The sequence below is a fragment of the Leptospira abararensis genome (assembly GCF_016918735.1).
Lineage (GTDB): Bacteria > Spirochaetota > Leptospiria > Leptospirales > Leptospiraceae > Leptospira_A > Leptospira_A abararensis.
This window is the reverse complement of the sequence record NZ_JAFFPR010000050.1, coordinates 243,580-266,493: the sequence shown is the minus strand read 5'-3', so window position 1 is coordinate 266,493 and position 22,914 is coordinate 243,580. Positions and strand designations below refer to the sequence as shown.

Annotated in this window: 22 protein-coding genes; 15 read left to right on the top strand and 7 right to left on the bottom strand. The window is 38.9% G+C overall.

Translation table 11 applies throughout. The features are described 5' to 3' along the window. Positions 1–33: 33 nt before the first annotated feature. The 4 genes from JWG40_RS14870 to JWG40_RS14855 are packed head-to-tail and all read left to right on the top strand — an operon-like array spanning position 34 to position 3,878. On the top strand, positions 34–1,362 hold the full coding sequence (locus JWG40_RS14870) for a hypothetical protein (RefSeq protein WP_205286553.1): 1,329 nt from the start codon (positions 34–36) through the stop codon (positions 1,360–1,362). Beyond that, positions 1,356–2,537 (top strand): ankyrin repeat domain-containing protein, encoded by a 1,182-nt coding sequence (locus tag JWG40_RS14865; protein WP_205286552.1) that lies wholly within the window; start codon positions 1,356–1,358, stop codon positions 2,535–2,537. Before JWG40_RS14870 ends, JWG40_RS14865 begins: the two co-directional genes overlap by 7 nt. Further along, the gene (locus tag JWG40_RS14860; protein ID WP_205286551.1) at positions 2,534–3,247 is read left to right on the top strand and encodes an RluA family pseudouridine synthase; all 714 of its coding nucleotides are present in this window, start codon (positions 2,534–2,536) and stop codon (positions 3,245–3,247) included. Before JWG40_RS14865 ends, JWG40_RS14860 begins: the two co-directional genes overlap by 4 nt. Next, positions 3,237–3,878: an HAD family hydrolase gene (locus JWG40_RS14855; protein WP_205286550.1), complete on the top strand. Its 642-nt coding sequence runs from the start codon at positions 3,237–3,239 to the stop codon at positions 3,876–3,878. Before JWG40_RS14860 ends, JWG40_RS14855 begins: the two co-directional genes overlap by 11 nt. Before the next feature lie 7 nt (positions 3,879–3,885). Here the strand turns inward: JWG40_RS14855 and JWG40_RS14850 are convergent, their stop codons facing one another. Then, positions 3,886–4,815, bottom strand: coding sequence for a response regulator (locus JWG40_RS14850; protein ID WP_205286549.1), 930 nt, complete (start codon positions 4,813–4,815; stop codon positions 3,886–3,888). Then, entirely contained in the window at positions 4,812–6,428 is a 1,617-nt protein-coding gene (locus tag JWG40_RS14845) for a sensor histidine kinase (RefSeq protein WP_205286671.1), read from the bottom strand. The genes JWG40_RS14850 and JWG40_RS14845 overlap by 4 nt, the downstream gene beginning before the upstream one ends. A gap of 99 nt (positions 6,429–6,527) precedes the next feature. Between JWG40_RS14845 and JWG40_RS14840 the strand changes: the two genes are divergently transcribed. Together JWG40_RS14840 and rlmD are read left to right on the top strand one after the other, a co-directional pair. Beyond that, positions 6,528–7,601, top strand: coding sequence for a quinone-dependent dihydroorotate dehydrogenase (locus JWG40_RS14840; RefSeq protein WP_205286548.1), 1,074 nt, complete (start codon positions 6,528–6,530; stop codon positions 7,599–7,601). Continuing rightward, complete coding sequence (rlmD, locus tag JWG40_RS14835) at positions 7,598–8,797, top strand: 23S rRNA (uracil(1939)-C(5))-methyltransferase RlmD (protein ID WP_205286547.1); 1,200 nt, start codon at positions 7,598–7,600, stop codon at positions 8,795–8,797. The genes JWG40_RS14840 and rlmD overlap by 4 nt, the downstream gene beginning before the upstream one ends. Here the strand turns inward: rlmD and JWG40_RS14830 are convergent. The 3 genes from JWG40_RS14830 to JWG40_RS14820 are packed head-to-tail and all read right to left on the bottom strand — an operon-like array spanning position 8,790 to position 12,004. Then, the gene (locus tag JWG40_RS14830) at positions 8,790–10,343 is read right to left on the bottom strand and encodes an FAD-dependent oxidoreductase (protein WP_205286546.1); all 1,554 of its coding nucleotides are present in this window, start codon (positions 10,341–10,343) and stop codon (positions 8,790–8,792) included. The genes rlmD and JWG40_RS14830 overlap by 8 nt on opposite strands. A gap of 1 nt (position 10,344) precedes the next feature. After that, complete coding sequence (locus JWG40_RS14825; RefSeq protein WP_205286545.1) at positions 10,345–10,872, bottom strand: hypothetical protein; 528 nt, start codon at positions 10,870–10,872, stop codon at positions 10,345–10,347. Continuing rightward, entirely contained in the window at positions 10,856–12,004 is a 1,149-nt protein-coding gene (locus tag JWG40_RS14820; RefSeq protein ID WP_205286544.1) for a nitrilase-related carbon-nitrogen hydrolase, read from the bottom strand. The genes JWG40_RS14825 and JWG40_RS14820 overlap by 17 nt, the downstream gene beginning before the upstream one ends. 81 nt (positions 12,005–12,085) lie before the next feature. Here JWG40_RS14820 and JWG40_RS14815 point away from each other — a divergent pair, with 81 nt between their 5' ends. From JWG40_RS14815 to JWG40_RS14790, 6 genes are read left to right on the top strand one after another with little or no spacing between them, the layout of a single operon-like run. Further along, positions 12,086–13,294 carry an argininosuccinate synthase gene (locus tag JWG40_RS14815; RefSeq protein WP_002984983.1) on the top strand — a complete coding sequence of 403 codons (1,209 nt, stop codon included), beginning with the start codon at positions 12,086–12,088 and terminating at the stop codon, positions 13,292–13,294. A 1-nt stretch (position 13,295) separates the two neighbouring features. Then, a complete protein-coding gene (gene coaD / locus JWG40_RS14810) occupies positions 13,296–13,778 on the top strand; it encodes a pantetheine-phosphate adenylyltransferase (protein WP_135659508.1) in 483 nt (160 codons plus the stop codon). Between the two features lie 18 nt (positions 13,779–13,796). Beyond that, positions 13,797–15,905: a cation:proton antiporter domain-containing protein gene (locus JWG40_RS14805; protein ID WP_002985021.1), complete on the top strand. Its 2,109-nt coding sequence runs from the start codon at positions 13,797–13,799 to the stop codon at positions 15,903–15,905. A gap of 42 nt (positions 15,906–15,947) precedes the next feature. Then, positions 15,948–16,361 (top strand): nucleoside-diphosphate kinase, encoded by a 414-nt coding sequence (locus tag JWG40_RS14800; protein ID WP_012387121.1) that lies wholly within the window; start codon positions 15,948–15,950, stop codon positions 16,359–16,361. A gap of 51 nt (positions 16,362–16,412) precedes the next feature. Next, the gene (locus tag JWG40_RS14795; protein WP_205286543.1) at positions 16,413–17,336 is read left to right on the top strand and encodes a polyprenyl synthetase family protein; all 924 of its coding nucleotides are present in this window, start codon (positions 16,413–16,415) and stop codon (positions 17,334–17,336) included. Further along, positions 17,317–18,084 carry a TlyA family RNA methyltransferase gene (locus JWG40_RS14790; protein ID WP_205286542.1) on the top strand — a complete coding sequence of 256 codons (768 nt, stop codon included), beginning with the start codon at positions 17,317–17,319 and terminating at the stop codon, positions 18,082–18,084. Before JWG40_RS14795 ends, JWG40_RS14790 begins: the two co-directional genes overlap by 20 nt. 11 nt (positions 18,085–18,095) lie before the next feature. Here the strand turns inward: JWG40_RS14790 and JWG40_RS14785 are convergent, their stop codons facing one another. After that, on the bottom strand, positions 18,096–18,461 hold the full coding sequence (locus JWG40_RS14785; RefSeq protein WP_205286541.1) for a response regulator: 366 nt from the start codon (positions 18,459–18,461) through the stop codon (positions 18,096–18,098). Positions 18,462–18,510: 49 nt separating this feature from the next. Here JWG40_RS14785 and JWG40_RS14780 point away from each other — a divergent pair, with 49 nt between their 5' ends. Next, positions 18,511–18,744: a ferredoxin gene (locus JWG40_RS14780; protein WP_205286540.1), complete on the top strand. Its 234-nt coding sequence runs from the start codon at positions 18,511–18,513 to the stop codon at positions 18,742–18,744. On the opposite strand, the gene JWG40_RS14775 is transcribed toward JWG40_RS14780, so the two are convergent. Beyond that, positions 18,745–19,545, bottom strand: a complete 801-nt coding sequence (locus JWG40_RS14775; protein WP_232369395.1) for an alpha/beta fold hydrolase — start codon at positions 19,543–19,545, stop codon at positions 18,745–18,747. A gap of 70 nt (positions 19,546–19,615) precedes the next feature. Between JWG40_RS14775 and JWG40_RS14770 the strand changes: the two genes are divergently transcribed. After that, the gene (locus JWG40_RS14770; protein WP_205286539.1) at positions 19,616–21,406 is read left to right on the top strand and encodes a two-component system sensor histidine kinase NtrB; all 1,791 of its coding nucleotides are present in this window, start codon (positions 19,616–19,618) and stop codon (positions 21,404–21,406) included. Beyond that, complete coding sequence (locus tag JWG40_RS14765) at positions 21,399–22,910, top strand: hybrid sensor histidine kinase/response regulator (protein WP_205286538.1); 1,512 nt, start codon at positions 21,399–21,401, stop codon at positions 22,908–22,910. The genes JWG40_RS14770 and JWG40_RS14765 overlap by 8 nt, the downstream gene beginning before the upstream one ends. Positions 22,911–22,914: the final 4 nt, after the last annotated feature.

The following is a 22,914-nucleotide window of genomic DNA, read 5'->3' as shown; positions in this document are numbered from 1 at the left end:
TGACCCTCTTTCCACCTCACTTAGACTCATACGATGCACAAGTCCCTTCTCCTCATCGGAATTCTATCTACCTCTCTTTGGTCAAACCCCACTCCAGGATTCGGATTCCCTACGATCAGCCGCGAAGGGACAAATACTACGGATCCGAACACAGCTTGGCAAATCCAAACTCGCATCACTCCCGAAATTGATGGACAAAACATTTTTAGCATCCAATACCATACGGACGGAAAGTCAGTCATCATAGGTACCACAAATTTTTATATTTATCGTATCAGTTTGTTAGACGGAAGTCTGATTTGGAAGGTAGAAACAAAGATGCACTACCAAAAAGAATTTGATGGCCCAAAAATTTTTGATGTCTCTCCCGATGGAAAAACGTTCCTAAGTTTTGGTCAAACCGATCCCGATCGACAAGCTTCAGAACGTTATTTAGTTGTGCGATCTTCAAATAACGGAAGTATCACGAAGAAATTTCCTGCAGAGTTTTCAAAGTTTTATTCTATCACTGCTGATATAGACTATCGTTATCCAGGATATGAAACTAAGATCAATCGAGAAGCCGCAGGACTTTCTCCTAACTGGATACAAACAATAGATAGTGCCAAATACATTGATAGTGGAAGAAAAATCCTTGTTTCTTATAAACACAATATGGACGGCCCGCATTTTTATGATCGTCGGTTTGTAATTTATGAAACAAACTCTGGAAAAAAAATAAACGAATTTCAATTAACATCCGATCCAAACTCAGCGGATTGGACCCAACCAGCAGGATTTGAAATTGCACACTATCAATTTCCCTACCAATACGTTAATAAACGTAATACAATTATATACGGCAATGCCCATGGACGAATTCATGAAATCAATGAATTGATTTTGGTTCAAAATAGTAATATCCCACTAGTAGAAGAAAAACCAGCAGGTCCCATTGTTTACATTCCACTCAGTTCTTCACCAGATTTAGAAACCAAAGATAGGCAAACCATCCGTTCCGTAACTGTCACTCCCGATGGGAAGATTTTATATTGTTCGGCAGGAGTCGAAGCTGGTTATATCCAAGTTTACGGATACAATTTAGAAACAAAAAAAGAATTGTTTCGATCATCCTTTTTTGACGCCGGCGAGCTCTTCGCACCATCAAACGACATACTCATAATTGGTGGATTGTTTTCATCTGGAAAATTCAATATCGTCGATACCAAAAAAGGAATTTTAGTATTTGCATCCAATGAAGACGACAATTACATCCATCCTCAGATTTTTTCTGTACATCCAAAGTTAAGAGAAGTTTTGGCACTTTCCTCAGGCCGTGAACTTCAGATCCTACGTCCTCAAGGAGCGGTATCACCATGGTAAATAAAACAAATTATAAATTCGTAATTCAGTTCTTATCCAATACGATTCTCTTAGTTGTGCTAACGTTTCCTTTAATGGCAACAGAGTTAGATCTATCAAAAATGAGAGATCCAAAAACCATCAAAGACAAAGTAAACAAAGGGTTAGATACCAACGCCAAACGTTCTGTAGATGGATATACATTACTTCATTATGCAGCAGAATTAGGAAATGCTGATCTTACTAAATTTTTGTTATCCAAAGGAGCCAATGCAAACGAAGCCATGATTCGTGGAAACACTCCCCTTTCGACAGCCATTGGATTTGAAAAAACAGAAATCATAAAAATTCTTTTGGAAGCAGGAGTGGATCCAAATTACCAATTAGGTGAATCGGATTATCACCGTTCCCATTTTCATTATTATATGATCAAAACGAGAAAGTTTGATCCCACAATATTTCGTTTATTTATTTCGAAAGGAGCCAATTTAGAAACCACAGATTCCTTTACGGAAACTCCCCTCATCTCCGCATCTGAAATTGATTTTAAATTCATCCATCATGCAAAAAATCTAATGGATGCTCGGGCCAATATTAATGCACAAACCAAATTTGGGAAAACACCACTGATGGTCTCGGTTTTTGTTCGCCACTTTGCACTCGTGGAAGAATTCATCAAACGTGGGGCCAATATTGAATTAGAAGACTCCGATGGAAACACTGTGCTTCTTGCCATGATCAATATGGGAAACGATACAACAGACAAACCAAAACTATTTCAAATTCTTTTGTATGCCGGGGCCAATCCAAACCACCAAAACAAAGAAGGAAATACCGCCCTACATTTAAGTGTCATTGGTCATTCCTTTGCTATCCTGGAACTGCTTACTAAACAAAATGTAGATCCAAGCTTACGAAATCAAAAAGGTGTCACAGCTCTCGGTCAAGCCGTCATCAACGAAAACTGGAAAGCGACAAAAATCCTTCTCACGATTGAAAAGAATATCAATGGATTAGACAAATATGGATCCACTATGTTGCATAGTGCGATATTGAACGAAAAATTGGAACTCATCAAACTTTTGTTGGAAGCAGGGGCCGACCCGCAAACAAAGGACCAATGGGGAAAATCGGCAATTGAATTTGCAGAAAAACAAAACAATCCCAAGGTTCTGGGACTACTAAAACGCGAATGAAACAAAAGACCAATACTCGATTTTTACCTAAAGGCCTCACGATTTTACATGAAGATCGTGACCTCCTCGTAGTAGACAAACCAGCGGGGCTACTCACGATCGCAACCGAATCGGAAAAATCAAAAACTGCTTATGCAGCTCTTATGGACTATGTGAAAAAAGGAAGTGAAAGATCCAAAAATAGAATCTTTATCGTCCACAGATTAGACCGGGAAACTTCTGGAATTTTGGTTTTTGCAAAAACAGAAACGGCCAAACAGACTCTCCAAGAATCTTGGGAGAAAACAAAAAAAATCTATCTGGCAGTCAGTCATGGAGTTTGGAAAGAGAAATCCGGCACCATCCAATCCTTCCTTGTAGAATCCAAAGCCCACCGCGTTTATTCCACAGACGAACCCGAGTTAGGAAAACTTTCTAAAACAAAATTCAAAGTTTTAAAAGAAACTAACTTATATTCTTTATTGGAAATTGAACTACTGACTGGTCGCAAAAACCAAATCCGTGTCCATCTCTCTGACAAAAAACATCCCATCGTTGGTGATACAAAGTACGGAAACGATACAAGAACCTATCCCAGAATGGCATTACATTCTTTTTCCATCCAGTTGACTCATCCGTTTAATAAAGAATTACTTACCTTTGAAACCAAAATCCCAAGTTTTATCACAGGACTTGTGGGTGGATATGAAAGGAATACAAATGAAACATAAAGGATTTATCTTTGATATGGATGGAGTTGTTGTCGATAATCACTCTTATCATTTCAAAGCTTGGATGGAATTTTCTAAAAAGTATGATTTCCCATTAAATTCAGAAATCTACAGAGATACTTTCAATGGCAAAACGAATGCTGATCTTTTCCGAATGATTTTTGGAAATATCTCCGAGAAAGAAATCAAAGACTATGGAGATGAAAAAGAAAGTTGGTACCAAACATTATATCAAAAAGATATGAAACCACATACGGGGCTTGTGGATTATTTACAATTTCTTAAAGACAACCATCTAAAGATTGCTCTTGGCACATCCGCTCCCACAATGAATGTTAATTTTACTCTGGATACTTTATCACTACGACATTTTTTTGATGTGATTGTAGATGGGCCGATGGTGACTCAAGGCAAACCCCATCCGCAAGTGTATGAACTTTGCGCCCAGGAATTGGGACTAGATCCAAAAGATTGTGTGGTATTTGAAGATTCTCTGGCCGGTTTACAATCCGGAAAATCGGCAGGATGTTCCATCATTGGAGTGGCTACATCCCATACAGAATCAGAACTAAAAAGCCATGTAGAAAAAATCATTCATGACTTTACTGATCCCACTGTCTTTCAATTATAAACAATAGTTATTCTTGAAAGTCGGTGAGTAAATTTCCCTGTTTGTTGGATAAATCAATTCGAATGACTGCCGTCCTTCCTTCATCAGTGTAAGACAGATCATCGAAAGACAATTTACGAGCCATAAAAATTCCACGACCATGTGTTTTAAAGGCATTTTTTGTCATAGCTTCTACAGACAAATACCTTTGCCAATCAAATCCTTTCCCCTGGTCACTCACGCGAATTTCTATATGGTGATCATTTTTTTCAAAAGTAACTTTTACAAATTTATCTTTGAATTCAGGAGTTTCTAACCTTCTAAAGATTTCTTCCATAAGTTTGTCGTTATCATGGAGCTCTGATTTTTCCTGATAGGATATACCCAAATTCCCATGTTCAATGGCATTGTTTAAAATTTCCATAATCCCAGTTAACACACGTTCGGGATCAGGACAAGCATTGGCGAGTAAAGGTGCTAATTCATGAGATTCTCGAATGGATCGAATCCGAAATTCCCCAGTGAGCATATGCCTGAGTGCACCCATACCTTTATGAAGGTCTTCTTTTGCGCGTTGGAGTTTAATAAAATGTTCTACGGCTGTTTGTACGATACGAACTAACAATGTTCTAGAATATGGTTTGGTAAGGTAATAAAAAGCACCAGCATCCAATCCTTCCGTCATATCAGTGATAGAACTCATGGCTGTTTGAAAGATGACAGGAATGTCTTTATACTTTTCTGAACGTTTAATTTTTTTTAAGAGTTCAATTCCATCCATCTTTGGCATGAGTCGATCCAAGATGATAGCGTGAAACAATGTAGAATCAGAACTTAGGATTTGGAATGCTTCTTCCCCATCTTTTGCTTTGACAACATTAAAGCCTTTATCAGAAAGCGACTCATCAATGATCATCAAATTGATCATTTCGTCGTCTACTGCTAGTAAGTTAATCATCGGAGTCCTTCACGAGAACAAGGAATTAACATAGTAAAAATTGCTCCCTTTTCTTCATGGTTCTCGGCATATAACAATCCGTGGTGGTCATTTACAATTTCTCTAGAAATAGATAAACCGAGACCCGTTCCCTTCGTTCCTGCTTTCACTTGTTTGGACTGTATGAACTTTTCGAAAATTTTATCCAAATCTTCCGTAGGTATTCCTGGCCCAAAGTCACGAATCTGTATTCCGATACCGCTAACATATGACTGAGTTTTTCTCGGAATAAATTCTCTTCGAACCATACTAATTTCAATATTAGTGTCATTTGGAATGAATTTTAATGCATTTGATAAAATATTTCGTATTACCTGCTGAATTCTCTCATAATCAAACTCCGCTTCCCAACGTTCTTCCTTATCTAGTAGAACAACTGTGATCCCTCTTTTTTCCAGAATTACACGCATTTCGTTGATTACAAATTTTGTGGTCTCTTTCAGACAATTTTTCTCAAATAGATATCGCATCTTACCGGACTCTAGTTTAGCTATATCTAACAAATTTTCGAGCAAACCTAACAAACGTTTGCCTGATGAATCAATGATTTGAAAGTATTCTTTGATTTTTTCGGGGGGGACAGATGCTGATTTCTCTTCCCCTAGTTCAGCGTAACTCAAAATCGCATGGATTGGTGTTTTTAGTTCGTGAGAGATGTTTGCAAGAAAAAGAGACTTCATATAAGAAGCCTCTTCTGCAATATTTTTGGACATCTTTAAGTCCATGGTTTGGCTTTCTACCAAATCTTCTAAATGATTTCTATATTGGTATAGTTCTTCTTCTTGTTGTTTCCTAAGACTAATGTCTCGCAAAATTCCCGTAAACATTTTCCCTGTTTTGGTTTTGAATTCACCCACAGATAATTCACAAGGAAATGTTTCACCTGATTTTCGTTGTGCGACAAGTTCCCTACCGACACCTAGGATTGTTTGAGAACCTGTTTCTTTATACTTTTTTAAGAAAGTGTTATGTTTACCTCTATAACCGTCTGGAATGATTATAGTAATATTTTTTCCGATGACTTCTTCTTGGTCATAACCAAAAGTTTTTTCAGCCGTTTTGTTAAAAAATTGAATAATACCTTCATCATTAATAATAACAATGGAGTCGGCCGCATTCTGTGCCATGGAAAGAAATCTAGATTCACTTTCTAAAAACGCATTCTCTAATCGTTTCCTTTCTGTAATGTCCCGGTGATTGGACATAATATATCCTTCATAAAGAACTACAAAACGCACTTCCACATGACGGATGTTTGGTTCGATTCCATAAGAATACTCTTTCCAAAACACCTGACTTTTTTTCTCAGATAAATAAGCCAGAGCTTCTGCAGTGATTTCACGAAGGTATGAGGGTAGGCCTACATCAATATGTTTACCTAAAAGGGTTTCTGGTTTGTCTCCAATGTTCACAAACCTTGAAGTTTTATAATCTACAATGATTCCATCTCGATTGATTTTGAGCCAAAAATCGGGATTTGACCTGAGTAGGTTTTCCAATTCCCGCAATACTGCTTCCGCTGGAAAGTCGGAAGGATTCTGCCAAATCCGGGAAAATGAAGTATTAGGTGCCATTGAGTCGAGTCCTGATATGAATCTCTGAAAGATCGCTATTTTCGGAAAGAAATTGTAAGAAATGACGGTGAAAAAAGAATCAACGTAAGGATTCTCCTCTTGTTCTACAACCACCTCATCAAACCAATCCTGTTTCACTTAGATCCAGAATCGGCACACCATCTTGTGTCAGGTTTCCTTTCGCTTTCCCAAAAGATTCCTTTTTTCCATAAAACTCTTTCCTCTCTTTTTGAATACAAATCGGAAAGATTAAAACAAACAATCCAAGGAATCCAGTTTCCCAATCCTTTAGGACTTGCCGCAGGTTTTGATAAAACAACGGAACTCTTTCCCACAATGATCCATATGGGATTTGGATTTATCGAAGTAGGAACCATCACAGCGAAAGAACAACCAGGTAATGACAAACCTCGTCTCTTTCGTTATCCAACACATAAGGCACTCATCAACCGCATGGGATTTAACAACCCTGGTGCAGATATTGCTGAATCCAATTTAAAGAACCAACAAAAGTCTGGAGTTCGTGGGATCAACGCAGGTAAATCCAAAGTCACTGAATTAGAAAATGCAGTAAGTGATTATGTATATACGTTAAAAAAATTAGTTCCTTATGGAGACTATGCTGTCATCAATATCAGCTCTCCGAACACGCCAGGTCTTCGTTCTCTTCAAACCAAAAAAAGTCTGATGGAACTGATCGAAGGGATCCAATCTGCTTTTGATGGAAAGTTTCCTATACCTTTGTATTTAAAATTTGCACCTGATTTGTCAGAAGAGGAACTAATTGAAAACCTAAATGTTTGTTTGGATTACAAAATTAGTGGCGTCATTCTCACAAACACTACGTTGAATAAAGATGTACTCGGTGAAAAAAATCCACCGGAGGGAGGACTCTCAGGTGGCCCCCTCTTCGAAAGATCTCTCCACTTTGTTTCCCTTGCTTACAGAACACTCAAAGGAAAAATTCCGATCATCGGTGTGGGTGGAATTGACTCAGGAGAAAAAGCAGTTCGTATGATTGAAGCCGGTGCTAACCTCGTTCAAATTTACACAGCTTATATTTATGAAGGACCTTTCCTTCCATACCAAATTTGCAGTTACCTCGACAAAACGCTGAAACAAAAGAAACTATCCAACATCTCCGAACTTGTAGGAACCGGAAACAAATTATGACAACAACCAAATCCGGTGGAAAAATCTGTACGCACTTCGGAACTTGCGGTGGATGTAATTACTTAGATATTGATTACACCAAAGAACTTCGAAAAAAAGAACAAAACATTAAAGAACTGTTTAAAACCTATCGGCACTTAGAATTTCGTACCATAGTTCCGAGTCCTTCCCCAGAATTTTATCGCCACAAAATCCAACTTCCTTTTGGAAGAAGAATCATTGGAAACAAAACACTTCTTACTTTAGGTCTCTTCAATAAAGAATCCACATTTGTCCTAGACCAAACCGAATGTGATATCCAAGACCAAGGTCTGACAGAAATCGCTCTCGCCGTCAAACAATGGGCCAGACGAGAAGGACTCCTTCCCTATAACGAAAAATCCAAACGGGGAATGATGAAATACCTTGTGGCTAGAAAATCTTTTTCTACAGGAGAAATCATTCTGGGGATTGTCACTGCCAAAGAAGATCTACCACATCCCAAAGACGCATCCAAAAGGCTTCACACAGCTATCCAAAACCGAATTGGAAAAACAGGCAAACTCGGTAAAATCGTTGGTATCATTCATAATATCAATACAAAGCACACCACCATGGCTCTAGGTCGCGAAGAACATCTGTTATGGGGTAGACCGTATATCCACGAACATTTTGGAAAACATAAATTTCGCGTAGGTCTTTCTACTTTTTTGCAAGTAAACCCCATCCAAACTCCGAGTTTGTACAACTTAGTATTAGATGAAATCGAACCAGAAAGTCGGGTGATCGATGCCTATTCGGGAATTGGAACCATTTCCTTTTGGATTTCTGGAAACTGCAAAGAAGTGATGGGAATCGAAGAAAATCCTGCTTCTCATAGAACTGCCCTCGAATCGATCAAATACAATCATGTACACAATGTACGGTTTCGCAAAGGAAGAGTGTCCGAAGTTTTACCCTCTCTTTATGGAAAAAACTACGACACCTTAGTTCTCGACCCTCCAAGGGTTGGCCTTGGTGCCGAAGTGGCAGAAACCATTTTAGGAATGGGATTTAAAAAAATTGTCTATGTATCTTGCGATCCTATGAGCCTTCGAGAAGACACAAACCTACTCGCCAGACAATACTTTTTAAATTCAGTCCAACCAGTCGACATGTTCCCAAGAACCGATCATGTCGAAACTGTCGCTGTATTTAGAAATAAAAATCTCACATAACATCCATTACAAATTCAGAGGCTTTTTTACTAAAAGCCATAATGGTAAAACTGGGATCCACACTGACCCCTGTAGGAAATACAGAAGAGTCTGCGACAAACAAATTTTGAAACCCGTGAACTTGGTGGCGAGAATTCACCACCGAGTTTTCCGGTGATTTTCCCATCCGACAACCACCTGCAGGATGGGGAGCTGCCATCGGAAATTCGGCAGGTCTCCACGCAAGAGAATCAATTTCTTCTTTTTTCGGCATTTTAGAATATTTCCGAAGTTTCATCCCAGCAAGGAACACTTCTTTGGCACCGGCTTCAAAATTGAGTTTCATTTGTTTATAGGTAAGATCACTAAAGATCTGTTTGGTGATTTTTCCAAAGGGATAATGAATTTTTCTTTTGCCGAATAAATCCACTTCGATCGATCCAAGTTCCCCATCCACATCATCAATCCAACCAATGGTTCCGCCTAAGTGTTCCATTTGTTTCATATAAAAAAAATGTTCTTTTCCAAAACTGGGGATGAGAGCCGCAAGTGTCGCCGGTTGCAATTGGTTTGGCATGAGCATATACCCACCTTCCCTATAGTTCCCATTTTGGTAACGTGCCAAACGAAATCCCTCGACTCCATAGGCAGCCGGGATATTACGCCACTGGACGATTGGCTCTTCATATAACGCATGTACCATGGGAGAAGGATTGATCGCAAGGAATTGTCCGAGAGCAGGTAATCTTTTTTTGAGACCATTCCGAAGTAAAAAAGTAGAACTCCCAAACCCTCCGGCAGATACACAGACAGCTTTGGCTTGAAAACGAACTTTGGTTTTTGTAGGACGGAGGGTGCGCCTGTCGATCACAACGGCTTCCAGACCCGTTACTTTTTGACCCACAAAAAGTAATTTTTCTGCCCGAAGGTCTGTATAAACATCCGTTCCTAATTCTACGGCTCTTGGGATATGAGTCACAAGTTGCGACTGTTTGGCGCCGAATAGACAACCTTGCATACAATGACCGGACTTTTGGCAGTTCTTTCGTGCTTGCGGAACCGCATGGCCTTCCCAACCTAATCGTTTTGAGGCTCCTCTAAACAAACGATTCATTGGGTTAAAATATTCTTCCCCCGCCGGTGTTACATGAAGGTCCGCTTCCAACTCTGGCCAATAGGATTCTAAATCCTCAGGTAAGTGGTGTTCGATCCCGTATTTTCGGTTCCATAACAATAATCGATCTTCTGGTGTGCGGTAACTATCCGCCCAATAGTGGACTGACGCTCCCCCTAGATTGTTTCCATAAGTAAGATTGATTCCACCATCAGCGGTTGTATGGAAGTTTCTCTCTGCAGAAATTTTTCCTCCCATATTTAGCTCATTGTTATCAAAAGTTCCTGTATGATAATTTCCCCCTTGTTCGATGAGGGCCACTTTCAGTCCTTTTTTGGAAAGTTCGTAAGCCATGGTAGAACCACCACATCCAGAACCAATCACCACAACATCTACCGTTATGGCTTCGTTAGGTGTATAACTTTTATAATCACGATAAACTCCTGACTTCATATTATACCCCTTTTCCTTTCACCAAATTTTGGTAATGGATTCTTGCTTCACTCCACTTTTCGGGTGGATTGGCAAAGGGACCTGGATAGGAAATGGAATTCCATGTGGATTTGTGTCCGTAATAAACAAGACAAACCAACAGTTTTAAATTACCGACCACAGCTCGTAGAATATCGGAGTCTGTCTCAGCTAATTTCAAGATTAGCTCTTCGCGTTTTTCAAAACTAAGATTTGAAAAAAAAGCAAACTGTCCATAAAGAACTGGAAGGTATTCCATAACCATCACCGCTGAATGGAAATCTTCCTGAATTTCATCTGAGACAAAGTACAATTCCTCATCCAATCTTCGCATAACATTTGCTTCTTCTAGGTTCGGCATTCCTGGTTCTGTAATCGGTAGGACCACTTCGGCAAAAGCAGTGACAGTTTTAGTCTCCGAATCACTAAAATAGAAATATCGGATTTTGGATTTAATCCCCGCACAGAATAGCAGAAGTGCGAGAAAGGATTTTCTAGAGAAAGAGTACATACAATCTTCCTTGGTTTTTTTCTTCTTTTACAACGTTCAAAACTGGTTTTCCCCCAAGAGATAAAAAGGCATCCCCACCTGCTTTCATATCCCAAATCTCTCCCCGAAAAAACACATTGATTCCCGCCTTTACTTTAGGATCTTTCAGGCGCCCCAACATGGCGTATTTTTTCCAAGCAGTCCGTTCTGAAATAGAACCAATGTCTTTGGGATCGATATCTTTAGGATTCGCATAACCGTTGTAACCATTCCATTTGGTGGTCCACGCATCAGCGGGTGAAACAAAAGAGGGAACAGCTAAAAGTTCTGCTTCTGAATTTTTTAATTCCTGATATACTTCCGGAAACCAAGAATCGGCACAGACCATAGTATACAATTTCCCTAGAGAAGTTTGGTAAGTGGGATTTTCTTCTAACTTCCCCTCAGTTAAAAATTCTTTCTCCTCAATGATGGGAAAAAGTTTACGAACGATTTGGTCATCCACTCGACCATCGGGATGAAAATAAAAACTTACATTTTCCAAGGGGCCATCAGTCGGAGTGATTTTTCCTTCGATCACTTTGGGATGAGGAAGCACAATGGAACCCGCCACAATCGCTACCCGATACTCAAGGGCAAGCCGTGCAAACACCGATTGGTATCTATCAGACATCTGCCATGCCTTCATTCGAAAGAGTGTTTCTTTTAAAGTATCAGCCGAGTAAGAATTACTAAATAGATAATGCCAAAGAAAGGATCCTAAGTTTTGTTTTACCAGAACTTCCATCGCCTCTTGGATTGTAGTGGAGGCAAAAATCGATTTGTCATCGGCAGTCACCACAAGCCAAGTTCCCAAATATTCCGGTAGGACAACGATACTGCGATCGACAAAGAGGAGTTCCTTCTCCTTTGCCATTTGAAAGTAATCACGTAGGGCGAGATAAAAACTATCTTCTGTTGCGTAGCTGTACTTGTTGAGATAGGGTTCTATCCCTACAAAACTTCCACGTTTGCCTGTTCCTTCTCGTTGGATGTATATCTTTGGTTTGGGAAGGAACTTTGTAATTTCCTCCTGAGGTACAACTTGCTTTTGACACTGGATCGTAAAAACGCTGAGGCTTACAAAAACTGAGAAGGAAAGGAAAAAACGCATCCACCAAATCTACTACACAATTTCGTTTCAGACAATATTTAATTGTGTTCTTAGTTTTTTCTTTTATTTTGACCTTATTCTATGAAAGAGAAACCTGCTCCCAAAAAAATCGTTCTCGCTTACTCCGGTGGACTAGATACTTCCGTCATCCTTGCTTGGTTGAAAGATACTTATGGTTGTGAAGTCATTGCTTTTTGTGCCGATGTTGGTCAAAAAGAAGAGCTAACCGGTCTCGAAGAAAAAGGTAAAAATACCGGAGCTTCCAAAGTCTACATCCAAGACCTTCGTTTGGAATTTGCACGTGATTTTATTTTTCCCGCCATTCGCGGAAATGCTATTTATGAAATGCGTTATCTATTAGGTACTTCTCTCGCAAGGCCACTCATTGCCAAAGCTATGGCAGAAGTTGCTACCAAGGAAGGTGCTGATGCTTTCTCTCACGGCGCCACAGGAAAAGGAAACGACCAAGTTCGTTTCGAACTTACTTTCAAAGCTCTTTCCCCAAATTTACAAATCATAGCCCCTTGGAGAACTTGGGATTTTGGTGGCCGAGCCGACCTCATTGAATATGCTAAGAAAAAAGGAATCCCTGTTCCCGTAACAGCCGCTAAACCTTATAGTATGGATCGTAACTTAATGCACCTTTCTTTTGAAGGTGGAATTTTAGAAGATCCATTCAATGAACCTAAAGAAGATATGTTTATCTTAACGGTCTCTCCAGAAAAAGCTCCAGACAAACCAACTTACTTGGAATTGGATTTTGAAAATGGAGACTGTGTTGCTATCGATGGAAAAAAAATGAATCCACTCGAAGTGATGGAGACCTTAAACGATTTAGGTGGAAAAAACGGAGTCGGAAGAGTCGACATTGTAGAAAACAGACTTGTAGGAATCAAATCTCGTGGAGTGTATGAAACTCCCGGTGGAACCATTTTACACATTGCCCACCGCGATTTAGAATCCATCACACTCGACCGTGACACCCAACACAAAAAAGACGAACTCTCTCAAGAGTTTGCTCGTTATATCTACAATGGCCAATGGTATTCCAACCAAATGAATGCTCTGCGAGCTTATATGGATTACACACAAAAATATGTAAACGGAACTGTACGAATCAAATTGTATAAAGGAAATTGTACGGTCGTTGGCAGAAAATCAAACAAGTCCCTTTACAACGCAGGACTTTCCACTTTTGAAAAAGAAGAGTTGTACAACCAGTACGATGCCGAAGGGTTTATCAACCTTTACGGACTTCCTATGAAAGAGTGGGCTCGGGTAAATAAATAAGATGAAAAATATCGCCGTATATCCAGGTTCTTTTGACCCGTTCACCAACGGTCATCTCGACATTATACGGCGAGCTCATCCGTTATTTGAAGAGATCATCATAGCAGTCGCTATTAACTCCAAAAAAAGCTCTCTTTTTTCACCAGAAGAACGGGTGGAAATGATTGGAAAGGTCTTTAAGGGTTGGGAAAAAATCAAAATCGATACTTTTGAAGGCCTCACTGTCGATTATTGCAAAGAAAAAAACTCGCGTGTCATTTTACGGGGACTTCGGGCTGTCACAGATTTCGACTATGAATATGCAATTTCGCTTATGAATAAAAAATTAGCCCCAGAAATCGAAACTTATTTCTTAATGGCAGACAATGAGTACTCCTTTGTATCCTCAACCATCGTCAAAGAAGTAGCAAGACATGGAAGAGCTGTATCTAACCAAGTTCCAGACATTGTGGGCGAAGCCCTTACAAAAAAATTCTCCGTATAAGGCGAAAATGAGGATACTATGAAAACACGTTCTTCTGTCTTTTACGGCTTCACCTTACTTCTATTTGGTTCTCTTGGGTATTTCCTATTACAAGCTGGAAGCCTACTTGAAACAGCTAAAAATATAGTTTTAGTTTCTAATGAACATTTGGATACGGAGAATTTTTTTAACCGGTTCCACCACCCACTGGCTCTTCTTTTTCTTCAAATCATCATTGTATGTGGATCAGCAAGATTTGTAGGTTATGTATTTTCACGCAAACTCAAACAACCCTCCGTCATGGGAGAAATTGTCGCAGGGATTTTGCTTGGACCCTCCCTTCTCGGTTACTACTTCCCTGAGACCATGGGATTTTTGTTTCCACCGGCAAGTCTTCCTACTCTCGGAACACTGAGCCAAATTGGTTTGGTTCTTTTTATGTTTATCATCGGAATGGAGTTAGATCTATCCGTTCTCAAAAACAAGGCCCACTCTGCCATCATCATTAGTCATGCGAGTATCATATTCCCTTTCTTTTTAGGAATGATTCTGGCCTATTTTTTTTATACAGACTATGCTCCTGAAAATGTAGGATTTTTATCTTTTTCCCTCTTTATGGGAATTGCAATGAGTATCACTGCCTTTCCCGTCCTTGCAAGAATCCTTCAGGAAAGAAATCTCACAAGGACACCACTCGGTGCTATGGTTCTCACTTGTGCTGCTGCCGATGATATTACCGCTTGGATCTTACTTGCGATCATTGTTACCATCTCCAAAGCCGGAAATCTAAACACTGCCCTATTTACCATTGGATTATCTTTTGCCTATATCCTAACCATGATTTATTTGGTAGCACCCTTTCTTAAACGATTGGGTTCAATTTATATTTCTCGTGAAAACCTAACACGAACGGCTGTGGCTCTCATCATGATGATTCTATTTCTATCCTCACTCACAACAGAGGTAATAGGAATTCATGCTTTATTCGGAGCCTTCCTTGCTGGTGTGATTATGCCGGCCGAAGGAAATTTAAAGAAACTCATCGCAGAAAAAATCGAAGACATAGCCGTTATTTTATTTCTACCGATATTTTTTGTCATCACTGGACTCCGGACTGAAATTGGCCTTCTCAACGATTCTCATCTCTGGTTTGTTTTTGGATTGGTAATCCTCGTTGCCGTTGTCGGAAAATTTGTAGGAAGTGCCTTTGCTGCAAAAATTGCAGGTTCTAACTGGGAAGACTCTCTTTCCATCGGTGCCTTAATGAATACGCGAGGCCTTATGGAACTTGTCGTACTCAACATTGGATATGATCTAGGAATCTTAAGTCCCGAAATCTTTGCAGTCTTTGTCCTTATGGCACTTGTGACTACTCTCTCCACAGGTCCCCTCCTGGATGGAATTCAAAAATTCTTCTCCAAATCTGAAAAATCCATTCAGACAGAAAAACCAGCAGATCGCAAGTTACGGGTGTTAGTGGCCTTCGCCCAAGAGAAAATGGGAAAAAGTTTAGTTCGTTTTGCATATTCTCTCTCAGGAAACCAAAAGAAAAATTTAGAAATCACTGCCCTGCACATTTCACCAAACGATTCCCTTTCTAATGAAGAAATTCGTCGTTACAGAGATGCTAGTTTCGAAGCCATTCGCCAAACAGGCTCAAGTATGGGAATCCAGGTCCAAACCGAATACCGCATTACAGACAATGTCACTTATGAAATTGTTAATTTTGCAAAAATCAAACATACAGACATCCTCCTCATCGGTGCCGCCAAACCCCTATTTTCCCGGAGTTATACGGGAGGGAAAATCAAAGGAATCCTAAACTATTGCCCCGCAACGGTTGGGGTTCTTATCGACAATGGTCTCGAGTCTGTGGAAAAACTGGCCATTCTTTATAAAGGGGAAAAAGACCCAATCCTAGGTTTTGCCCAAAAACTCACCTCACTGAAAGGAATGAAGTCGAACAAAATCAAGGTGGAAGACCTGGTCCAACCAGAAACTGATTTGAATCCTTACCCGATTTCCTTAAATAAAATCACAGGATTTTCACTGATCCTCATTGATCTAAATGTTTGGGAAGAAATGGGATTTGAAAAAATGGATCTTCTACCAACTTCTTTTCTTTTGGTTCGTTTTTTAACCACCTAAAGATTCGATTGCTTTTTTCGGTTTCTCCAAGCTTTTGGAGATATGGAAAGAACTTTTATTATGCTTAAACCCGATGCTGTGAAAAACAAACACATCGGTGACATCCTTCAAAGAATTGAAAAAGAAGGATTTAAAATCCTAGGAATGAAATTCCTAAAACTCAGCCTCGAAGACGCAAAACAATTTTACGCGGTTCACGCAGCTCGTCCCTTCTACAATGACCTTTGCACATACATGGCTTCTGGCCCTATCGTTGCTTGCGCTCTAGAAAGAGACAATGCAGTGGCTCATTGGAGAGACGTCATCGGTGCCACTGACCCGAAAGAAGCGAAAGCAGGAACCATCCGTGCACTCTTTGCAGAAAGCAAAGAAGCGAATGCGGTTCACGGTTCTGACTCTGTTGCAAACGCACTCCAAGAAATTGCGTTTTTCTTCAAAGGTTATGAACTTAACTAAGTTCGAACAAAACAAAGATCGGTTCTTTAGGTAGAACCGGTCCTTTTCCAAGTGCCAACTCACCTTTCCAATATTCTAAAAAACTCCAAACAACTCTTCGATTCTTTTTTTGAATCCTATACAAAGGAATTATTTTCTCCCAACACTCGCATAACAGACGCATGTTTGTATAGTCTTCAGGCAGGTGGAAAACGAATCCGACCAATTTTTGTAATCAATTCTTTTTTTAATCCGGATGAACTCCCGTTAGAAGTCAATCTTCAGGATCATAAGTCTATTTATTTGGCTTCTCTTGCTGTGGAATGCATTCATACTTATTCTTTGATCCATGATGACTTGCCTGCCATGGACAATGATGATACCCGGCGTGGTTTGCCTACTTGCCACATCCAATTTGATGAGGCTACGGCTATCCTTGCTGGTGATACACTCAATTCCCTTAGTTTCTATTTGTTGTCTTTAATTAAGACCGCAGACCCCAATGCAATTCGTGATACCATTCAAATCCTACACCAAGGTGCGGGCATTCAGGGGATGATCCTTGGGCAAATGGAAGATATAGAAGAAGAAAAAAATCCGAGCACGAAAGACAAAGAATCCAGACTCACATCCATCCATGAAAAAAAAACCGGTGCTTTGATTGAAGCATCCTTTCTTTTGGGAAACCGACTCCGACCCGATTGGAAAGAACGAGAGGCAGTTATTTCTCGTTATGCGAAAGAAATTGGTTTATTATTTCAAATCACAGATGACATTCTGGATGTGGAAGGCAATCTAGAGGAACTTGGAAAAACTCCTGGCAAAGATGCCAAAGCCGGCAAACTTACTTATCCAGGCCTTTACGGTATGGAAACAGCCAAAAGATTAAGGAATGAATCTGTCACTCGGGCAATTTCTCTTGTTTCCGACTTTCCTTCCCTAAATAATGAATTCTTTTTAGGATTGCCCAAATACATTGCCGAAAGAAAAAATTAGACTGGATGAATACCTCGTTCGCGAAGGTTATGCGATTGACTTAAAATTTGCCCAATCGTTGGTTCTATCTGGCTCCGTCCTTGTAAACGATGTGGTGATTTCCAAAGTGGGAACCAACATAGCACCTAAAGATCTTGTTCGTATCAAAGAAAAAATCAAAACCTATGTATCTCGAGGAGCTTACAAACTTCTTGGTGCTTTCGAATCCTTTTCAGATGCCAATGTTCAAAACAAAACCTGTATTGATTTAGGTTCTTCCACAGGCGGATTTTGTCAGGTGCTATTAGAAAAAGGGGCCTCTCGTGTCATCGCAGTGGATGTTGGGTATGGGCAATTAGCACAAAAAATTGCCAATGATCCCAAAGTCACAGTTTTTGACCGTACCCATTTAAAAGACCTCACTATAACCCAGTTGGAACCTCTGACACCAGAAACTTGGATCACAATGGATTTAAGTTTTATATCGCTTGTGCCCGTTTTTGGATCACTCGTCACTTTATTTCAATCCAGTCCCAAGATTGTTTGGCAAGGGATATCTTTATTCAAACCACAATTTGAAGTCCATCCATCACAATTGGATCGGGGAGTGCTCAAAGATTCGCATAAGATTGGCTATACGATACGTAACATATGGCGTAAGATTAAAAGATTAGATTCTAACCTTAAATTTCTAGGACTAGCGGAATCTCCCATCCAAGGTGCTGATGGGAATCGAGAATTTTTGATTCGATGGGAATGGAAAGGGTAAGCCGAAAAAACTTAAACGGTAAAACCGGACACAGCTTCCTTTAATTGGTCAGTGGTAAATGGTTTCATCAAGTATGCATACGATGGGTTTTGATTGATTCTCTGTTTGGCAGCTTCATCTAAAAATCCCGTCAAAAATAAAACTGGAACAGAGAATTGTTCTCTCAATGATTCGGCTGTGTCAATTCCATCCAATGACCCTTCTAGATTGATATCCATTAGGATAAGATCCGGAACTTTTTCCGAAACTATTTGGAAGGCCTCATCCCCAGAAGGTACAACTGCAATCACATGAAAACCAAAGGATTCGATTTTCTGTTTGATATTGAGTCCGAGGAAGGGTTCATCCTCGACGATGAGGATGTTCTTTTTCGTCATATATGCTTTATTTTATAAGGGGGGGTCTGTTAAAAAGTAAAAATACTCTATGGCTGATAAAAGTATCAAACAACCCGAAAATGTCCCAGGAAAATACTATGTCGACCAGACCTGTGTGCCTTGTAACGACTGTATTAAGGAAGCCCCCAACCTTTTGGAGTATAGTTCTGACGAAAGTCATATTTTTTTCAAAAAACAACCAACTAACCCGAATGAAGAAAAACAGGCAAAAGCAGCCATGGCAATGTGTCCCGTAGACGCAATTGGCGACGATGGAGAATAATTAAGAATTATAGAATATTCTGATATTATTTGCGACAATCTCTGGTTTTTCCAAATGGATTGCATGCCTTACTTTCGGTATCCAAATAAGTTTACTTTTTTTAATATAAGATTTCATTTTTTTCATCATAAAGGGCGGTGTGATTTCATCTTCCGCACCGGCCAAAATCAAAGTTGGAATTTGAATTCCTTTCATTTTTGAATCAAAAAAAATCTCATCTTCTCGGCGCAGGGTATTTTCCTGTAAATACTCGTTTGGTCTTTCATTCCAGATGGTAACGAGTGTATTGCGAAATAAAAATCCCGGTTCGGGAAATTCCTCTCCATAAAGATAACGTAGAAGTAAAATTACCTGCTTTTCTGTTTTAGGAAAAAGGATTTTACGCATCCTTTCACGTTCTGGATGAGGAATCCCACCAGGAGCTAAAAGAATTAATTTCTTAACTCTTTTCTGAATATCTTGCAAAACTAAATGTTGAGAAGTAAGACCTCCCATCGAGTGTCCGACTAAATAAATGTCTTTTAGTTCTAATTTTTGAAAACACTCAAGAAGTAAGTCTGCCCAAACATCAATTTGGTATAAATATTTTACTAAAGGTAATTTACTTCTTCCATATCCCGGTAAATCAAATACATAAAGCGGAAAACCATCATTTAACAGTTCTTTTATGACCCTGCGAAAACCGAAACTTTCATCGAGTAATCCATGCAAAAAAACGATTGGTTTTTGGTTGCCATTTCCAAATTTCCAATAAAAGATTTTATGTCCGCCCATATCAACGAAACAGGGAATTCCACCCATATTTTTCATTGATTTACGTCTCTGGGATTGATAGTTTCGAAAAAGGCTTCGGTAAACGTATTTAATCATAATGTTGAATTCAAAAATTGAAAGACTATCGCAGCTTCTCTCCCATTCCCAGAATGGATTGGTTTTCGTCGATCTTAAATCCAAACAAATTCTTTATATCGATGAAAGCTCTGTTGAAAGATTGGAACTTAAAAACTCCAATTCTTTAGAAATCCAAAATATCTTTTGTGATCACGAACTTTTAATTTCGGAAATCAATGCCCACCCACAATCCAACAGTGAATACAAATGGTTCCTCAAAAATCAAAAACTAGAAAAGATTCCTGTTTCCGTTCAGTTTTCCTCTCTAAGAGAATTCTTTGATTCTACTACTGAAATTTATTCCATTACCATCCATTGGAATCATGAATTCGCAAACAAACAATCAGAGATTAATGATGATTTGGAGATTCCTTTTCTTCAGGCCGATCTCAATGGAAAATTGCTTTATGCAAATCTTCCGTTGATCCATTTTTTTCGGTTATCCTCCGAACAAATTCAATCTTACCAACTGTCAGATATTCTTTTTCTGCCAGAAGAATTCAAAAATGAAATTTCGGTTCGGGATACAAAACGTATTTTAGAATTAGAATCTCAGGCAGGGGAAAAGACCACTTTCCAATTACAAAGTTTTATTACCACAGACAAAGGAAAACCAAATGGAATTACCATACTCTTCTTAGATCTTTCTGAGTTACAAAATGCAGAACGGATTCTAAAATATGGTGAAGACAAATTAAGAACTTTTTTTGCTACCATGAATAATGGTTTTGTGATTATCAATCAAGATGCCATCATATTAGAAATTGCTCCTATTTTTAAATTTTTATTATTTCAAGTTTTTGCATTTGAAGTTGGTGAAGGTATTTTCCATTTTTTTGATGAAAAAATGAAATTCAAATTGATGAATGTTTTACATTCAGTTGTTGAAAATCAAACTATACAAACAACCGAATTTGAATATGTTCTACTCGGAGACGAACGAACATTCGAGATTCGCTTCATACCAGTTAGGCGAGACAATCCAAATGATAAAAAAATTATGTTGGTTTTTTCTGATATTACCGAAGCAAAACGAATGGATAGGCAACTCATCGAATCTATGAAATTTGCAAGCATTGGTGAAATTGCAGCTGGGCTTGCCCACGAAATCAACAATCCACTACAAAGTGCCCTTTTATATTTGGACGATTTGATTACGGTCGAAGAATCGGATCCAAATGAACGCAGAAACATTCTGAAAAAAATCGAATCAGCAAATTTACGAATTCGTGATTTAGTAAAATCATTACTTGATTTAGGCAGGATGGAAAGTCCCAATCGGGATTTTGTTTCTCCTTATTATATTTTGGTTCGCACCAGCGAACTTGTTGAAGTCAGTTGCCGAAAGAAAAATATCAATTTTACACGCCATGCTGGTCCAAATTTACCAGGAATTTTTGTTCGGTGGCAAGAAATTGAGCAGGTATTAATTAATTGTGTGGTAAACTCCATCAACGCACTTTCTGAAATGGAGACCGCGAGACAATTTCCAAAAATTGAATTGGGAATTGATTTAGTTAAAAATCAGAAAAAAGAATGGGTTGTTTTTTCAGTAGAAGACAATGGGCCTGGGATCGATGATGAAACTTTGGAAAAAGTTTTTTTACCTTTATTTACAACGAGAAGAAATAAACAAGGAACTGGTTTGGGACTTTCTATCTCAAAAAAGATCATCGCTGAACATGGTGGAGAAATCTATATTAAGACAAAGGAAGGAACAGGAACAAAGGTAGAGATTTACCTGCCTGCTCATACAGAGGACAATGGATAAGATTTTAATAGTAGATGATGAAGAAGACATTCGAATTGCCTTAAAAAGAGTTCTGTCGCGCGAAGGTTATCAAATCGAACTCGCTGAGTCTGCTTCGGAAGCCATCCAAAGAATATCCGCTGGTGAAACTTTTTCCGTAGTAATTTCTGATATTCTAATGTCTGGAATGTCAGGCATTGATTTCACAAAGTTTATTGCGGAAAAAAATATTAATTTACCGGTGATTTTGATTACTGGAAATCCAAACCTTTCCTCTGCCGAATCTGCCATTCGTTACCATGCTTTTGAATATATATCCAAACCAGTGGATAGAACTCAGATTTTATCCGTTGTTAAGCGAGCATTAGAAGTAAAAAATCAAAAAGATTCTGATTTAGAAAAACTAATGTTATCTGAGAAATTGGAAAAAGCTCTCCGTACTCAAAATTTAGATTTAAACCGACAAAACGCAGCCATATTGAATGCAACTTCGGATGCTGTAATCACTATTGATTCGAAACTGACAATAGTATCAGCAAATAAAGCAAGTTTCGATATGCTTCTGTTTCGGGCTCCAATAGACCTAATTGGTCAATCAGTGAGAATTTTATTTACCGAAAATAAAATGCAAAAGTATATGGCGCAGGTATCTAAGGTCCTCAGTGAAGAAAAAAATAAATCCACCCTGCAACTATCTGATGTAACATTATTACGTTCCGATTTATCCACTTTTTTAGCCGACATCGCAATTTGTTCTTATAGTTTAGATGGAGACATGTATTACACTGGTGTCATTAGAGATGTGACTCAAAAGAAAGCAATGGTAGAACAGCTGATTCATTCGGAACGCCGAGCTTTTTTATCCGTAGTGGCAGCAAGCATTGGTCATGAGATCAACAACTCCCTAACTGCGATCCAAGGATTCGTAGAAATGGCTTCTAGAGAAAATGCTGATACAATGCTTAAAGACCGAGCATTAAAAGTAACCCTGAACCAAACAGAAAAATTAAGAGCACTCACATCCAATTTGTTACAACTGGGAAAATCATTAAAATCAAATAATGAAAAATCCAAAATACTCAATCTAAACAACGAAATTTCTTCAGTACTTCAAGTATTCAAAGAAACAGCAAAATTAAAGTATTGTCAAATCAAGAGAGAGGAATCTTCAGAAGACATTCCGATTCGAATGAATTCGGATCAATTTGCATTATTACTATCAAACATTCTTCTTAATGCTGCTGATGCCACTAATAACATTGGAACTATTGAAATTTTATCCTACCAAGATCAAAAGTTTTCTCATCTTGTTATAAGCGATGACGGCGATGGTATGTCACCAGAAACTTTAGACAAAATTTATGAACCTTATTTTACAACAAAAGAACTTGGGAAGGGAACAGGCCTAGGGATGTTTGTGGTCAAACAAATCGTAGATAATTTCGAGATTCGATTAGAAATTGAATCTTCACCAGGAAAAGGATCTAAATTTCATTTTATTTTTCCCAAAAGGATGGAATCATAGTTAT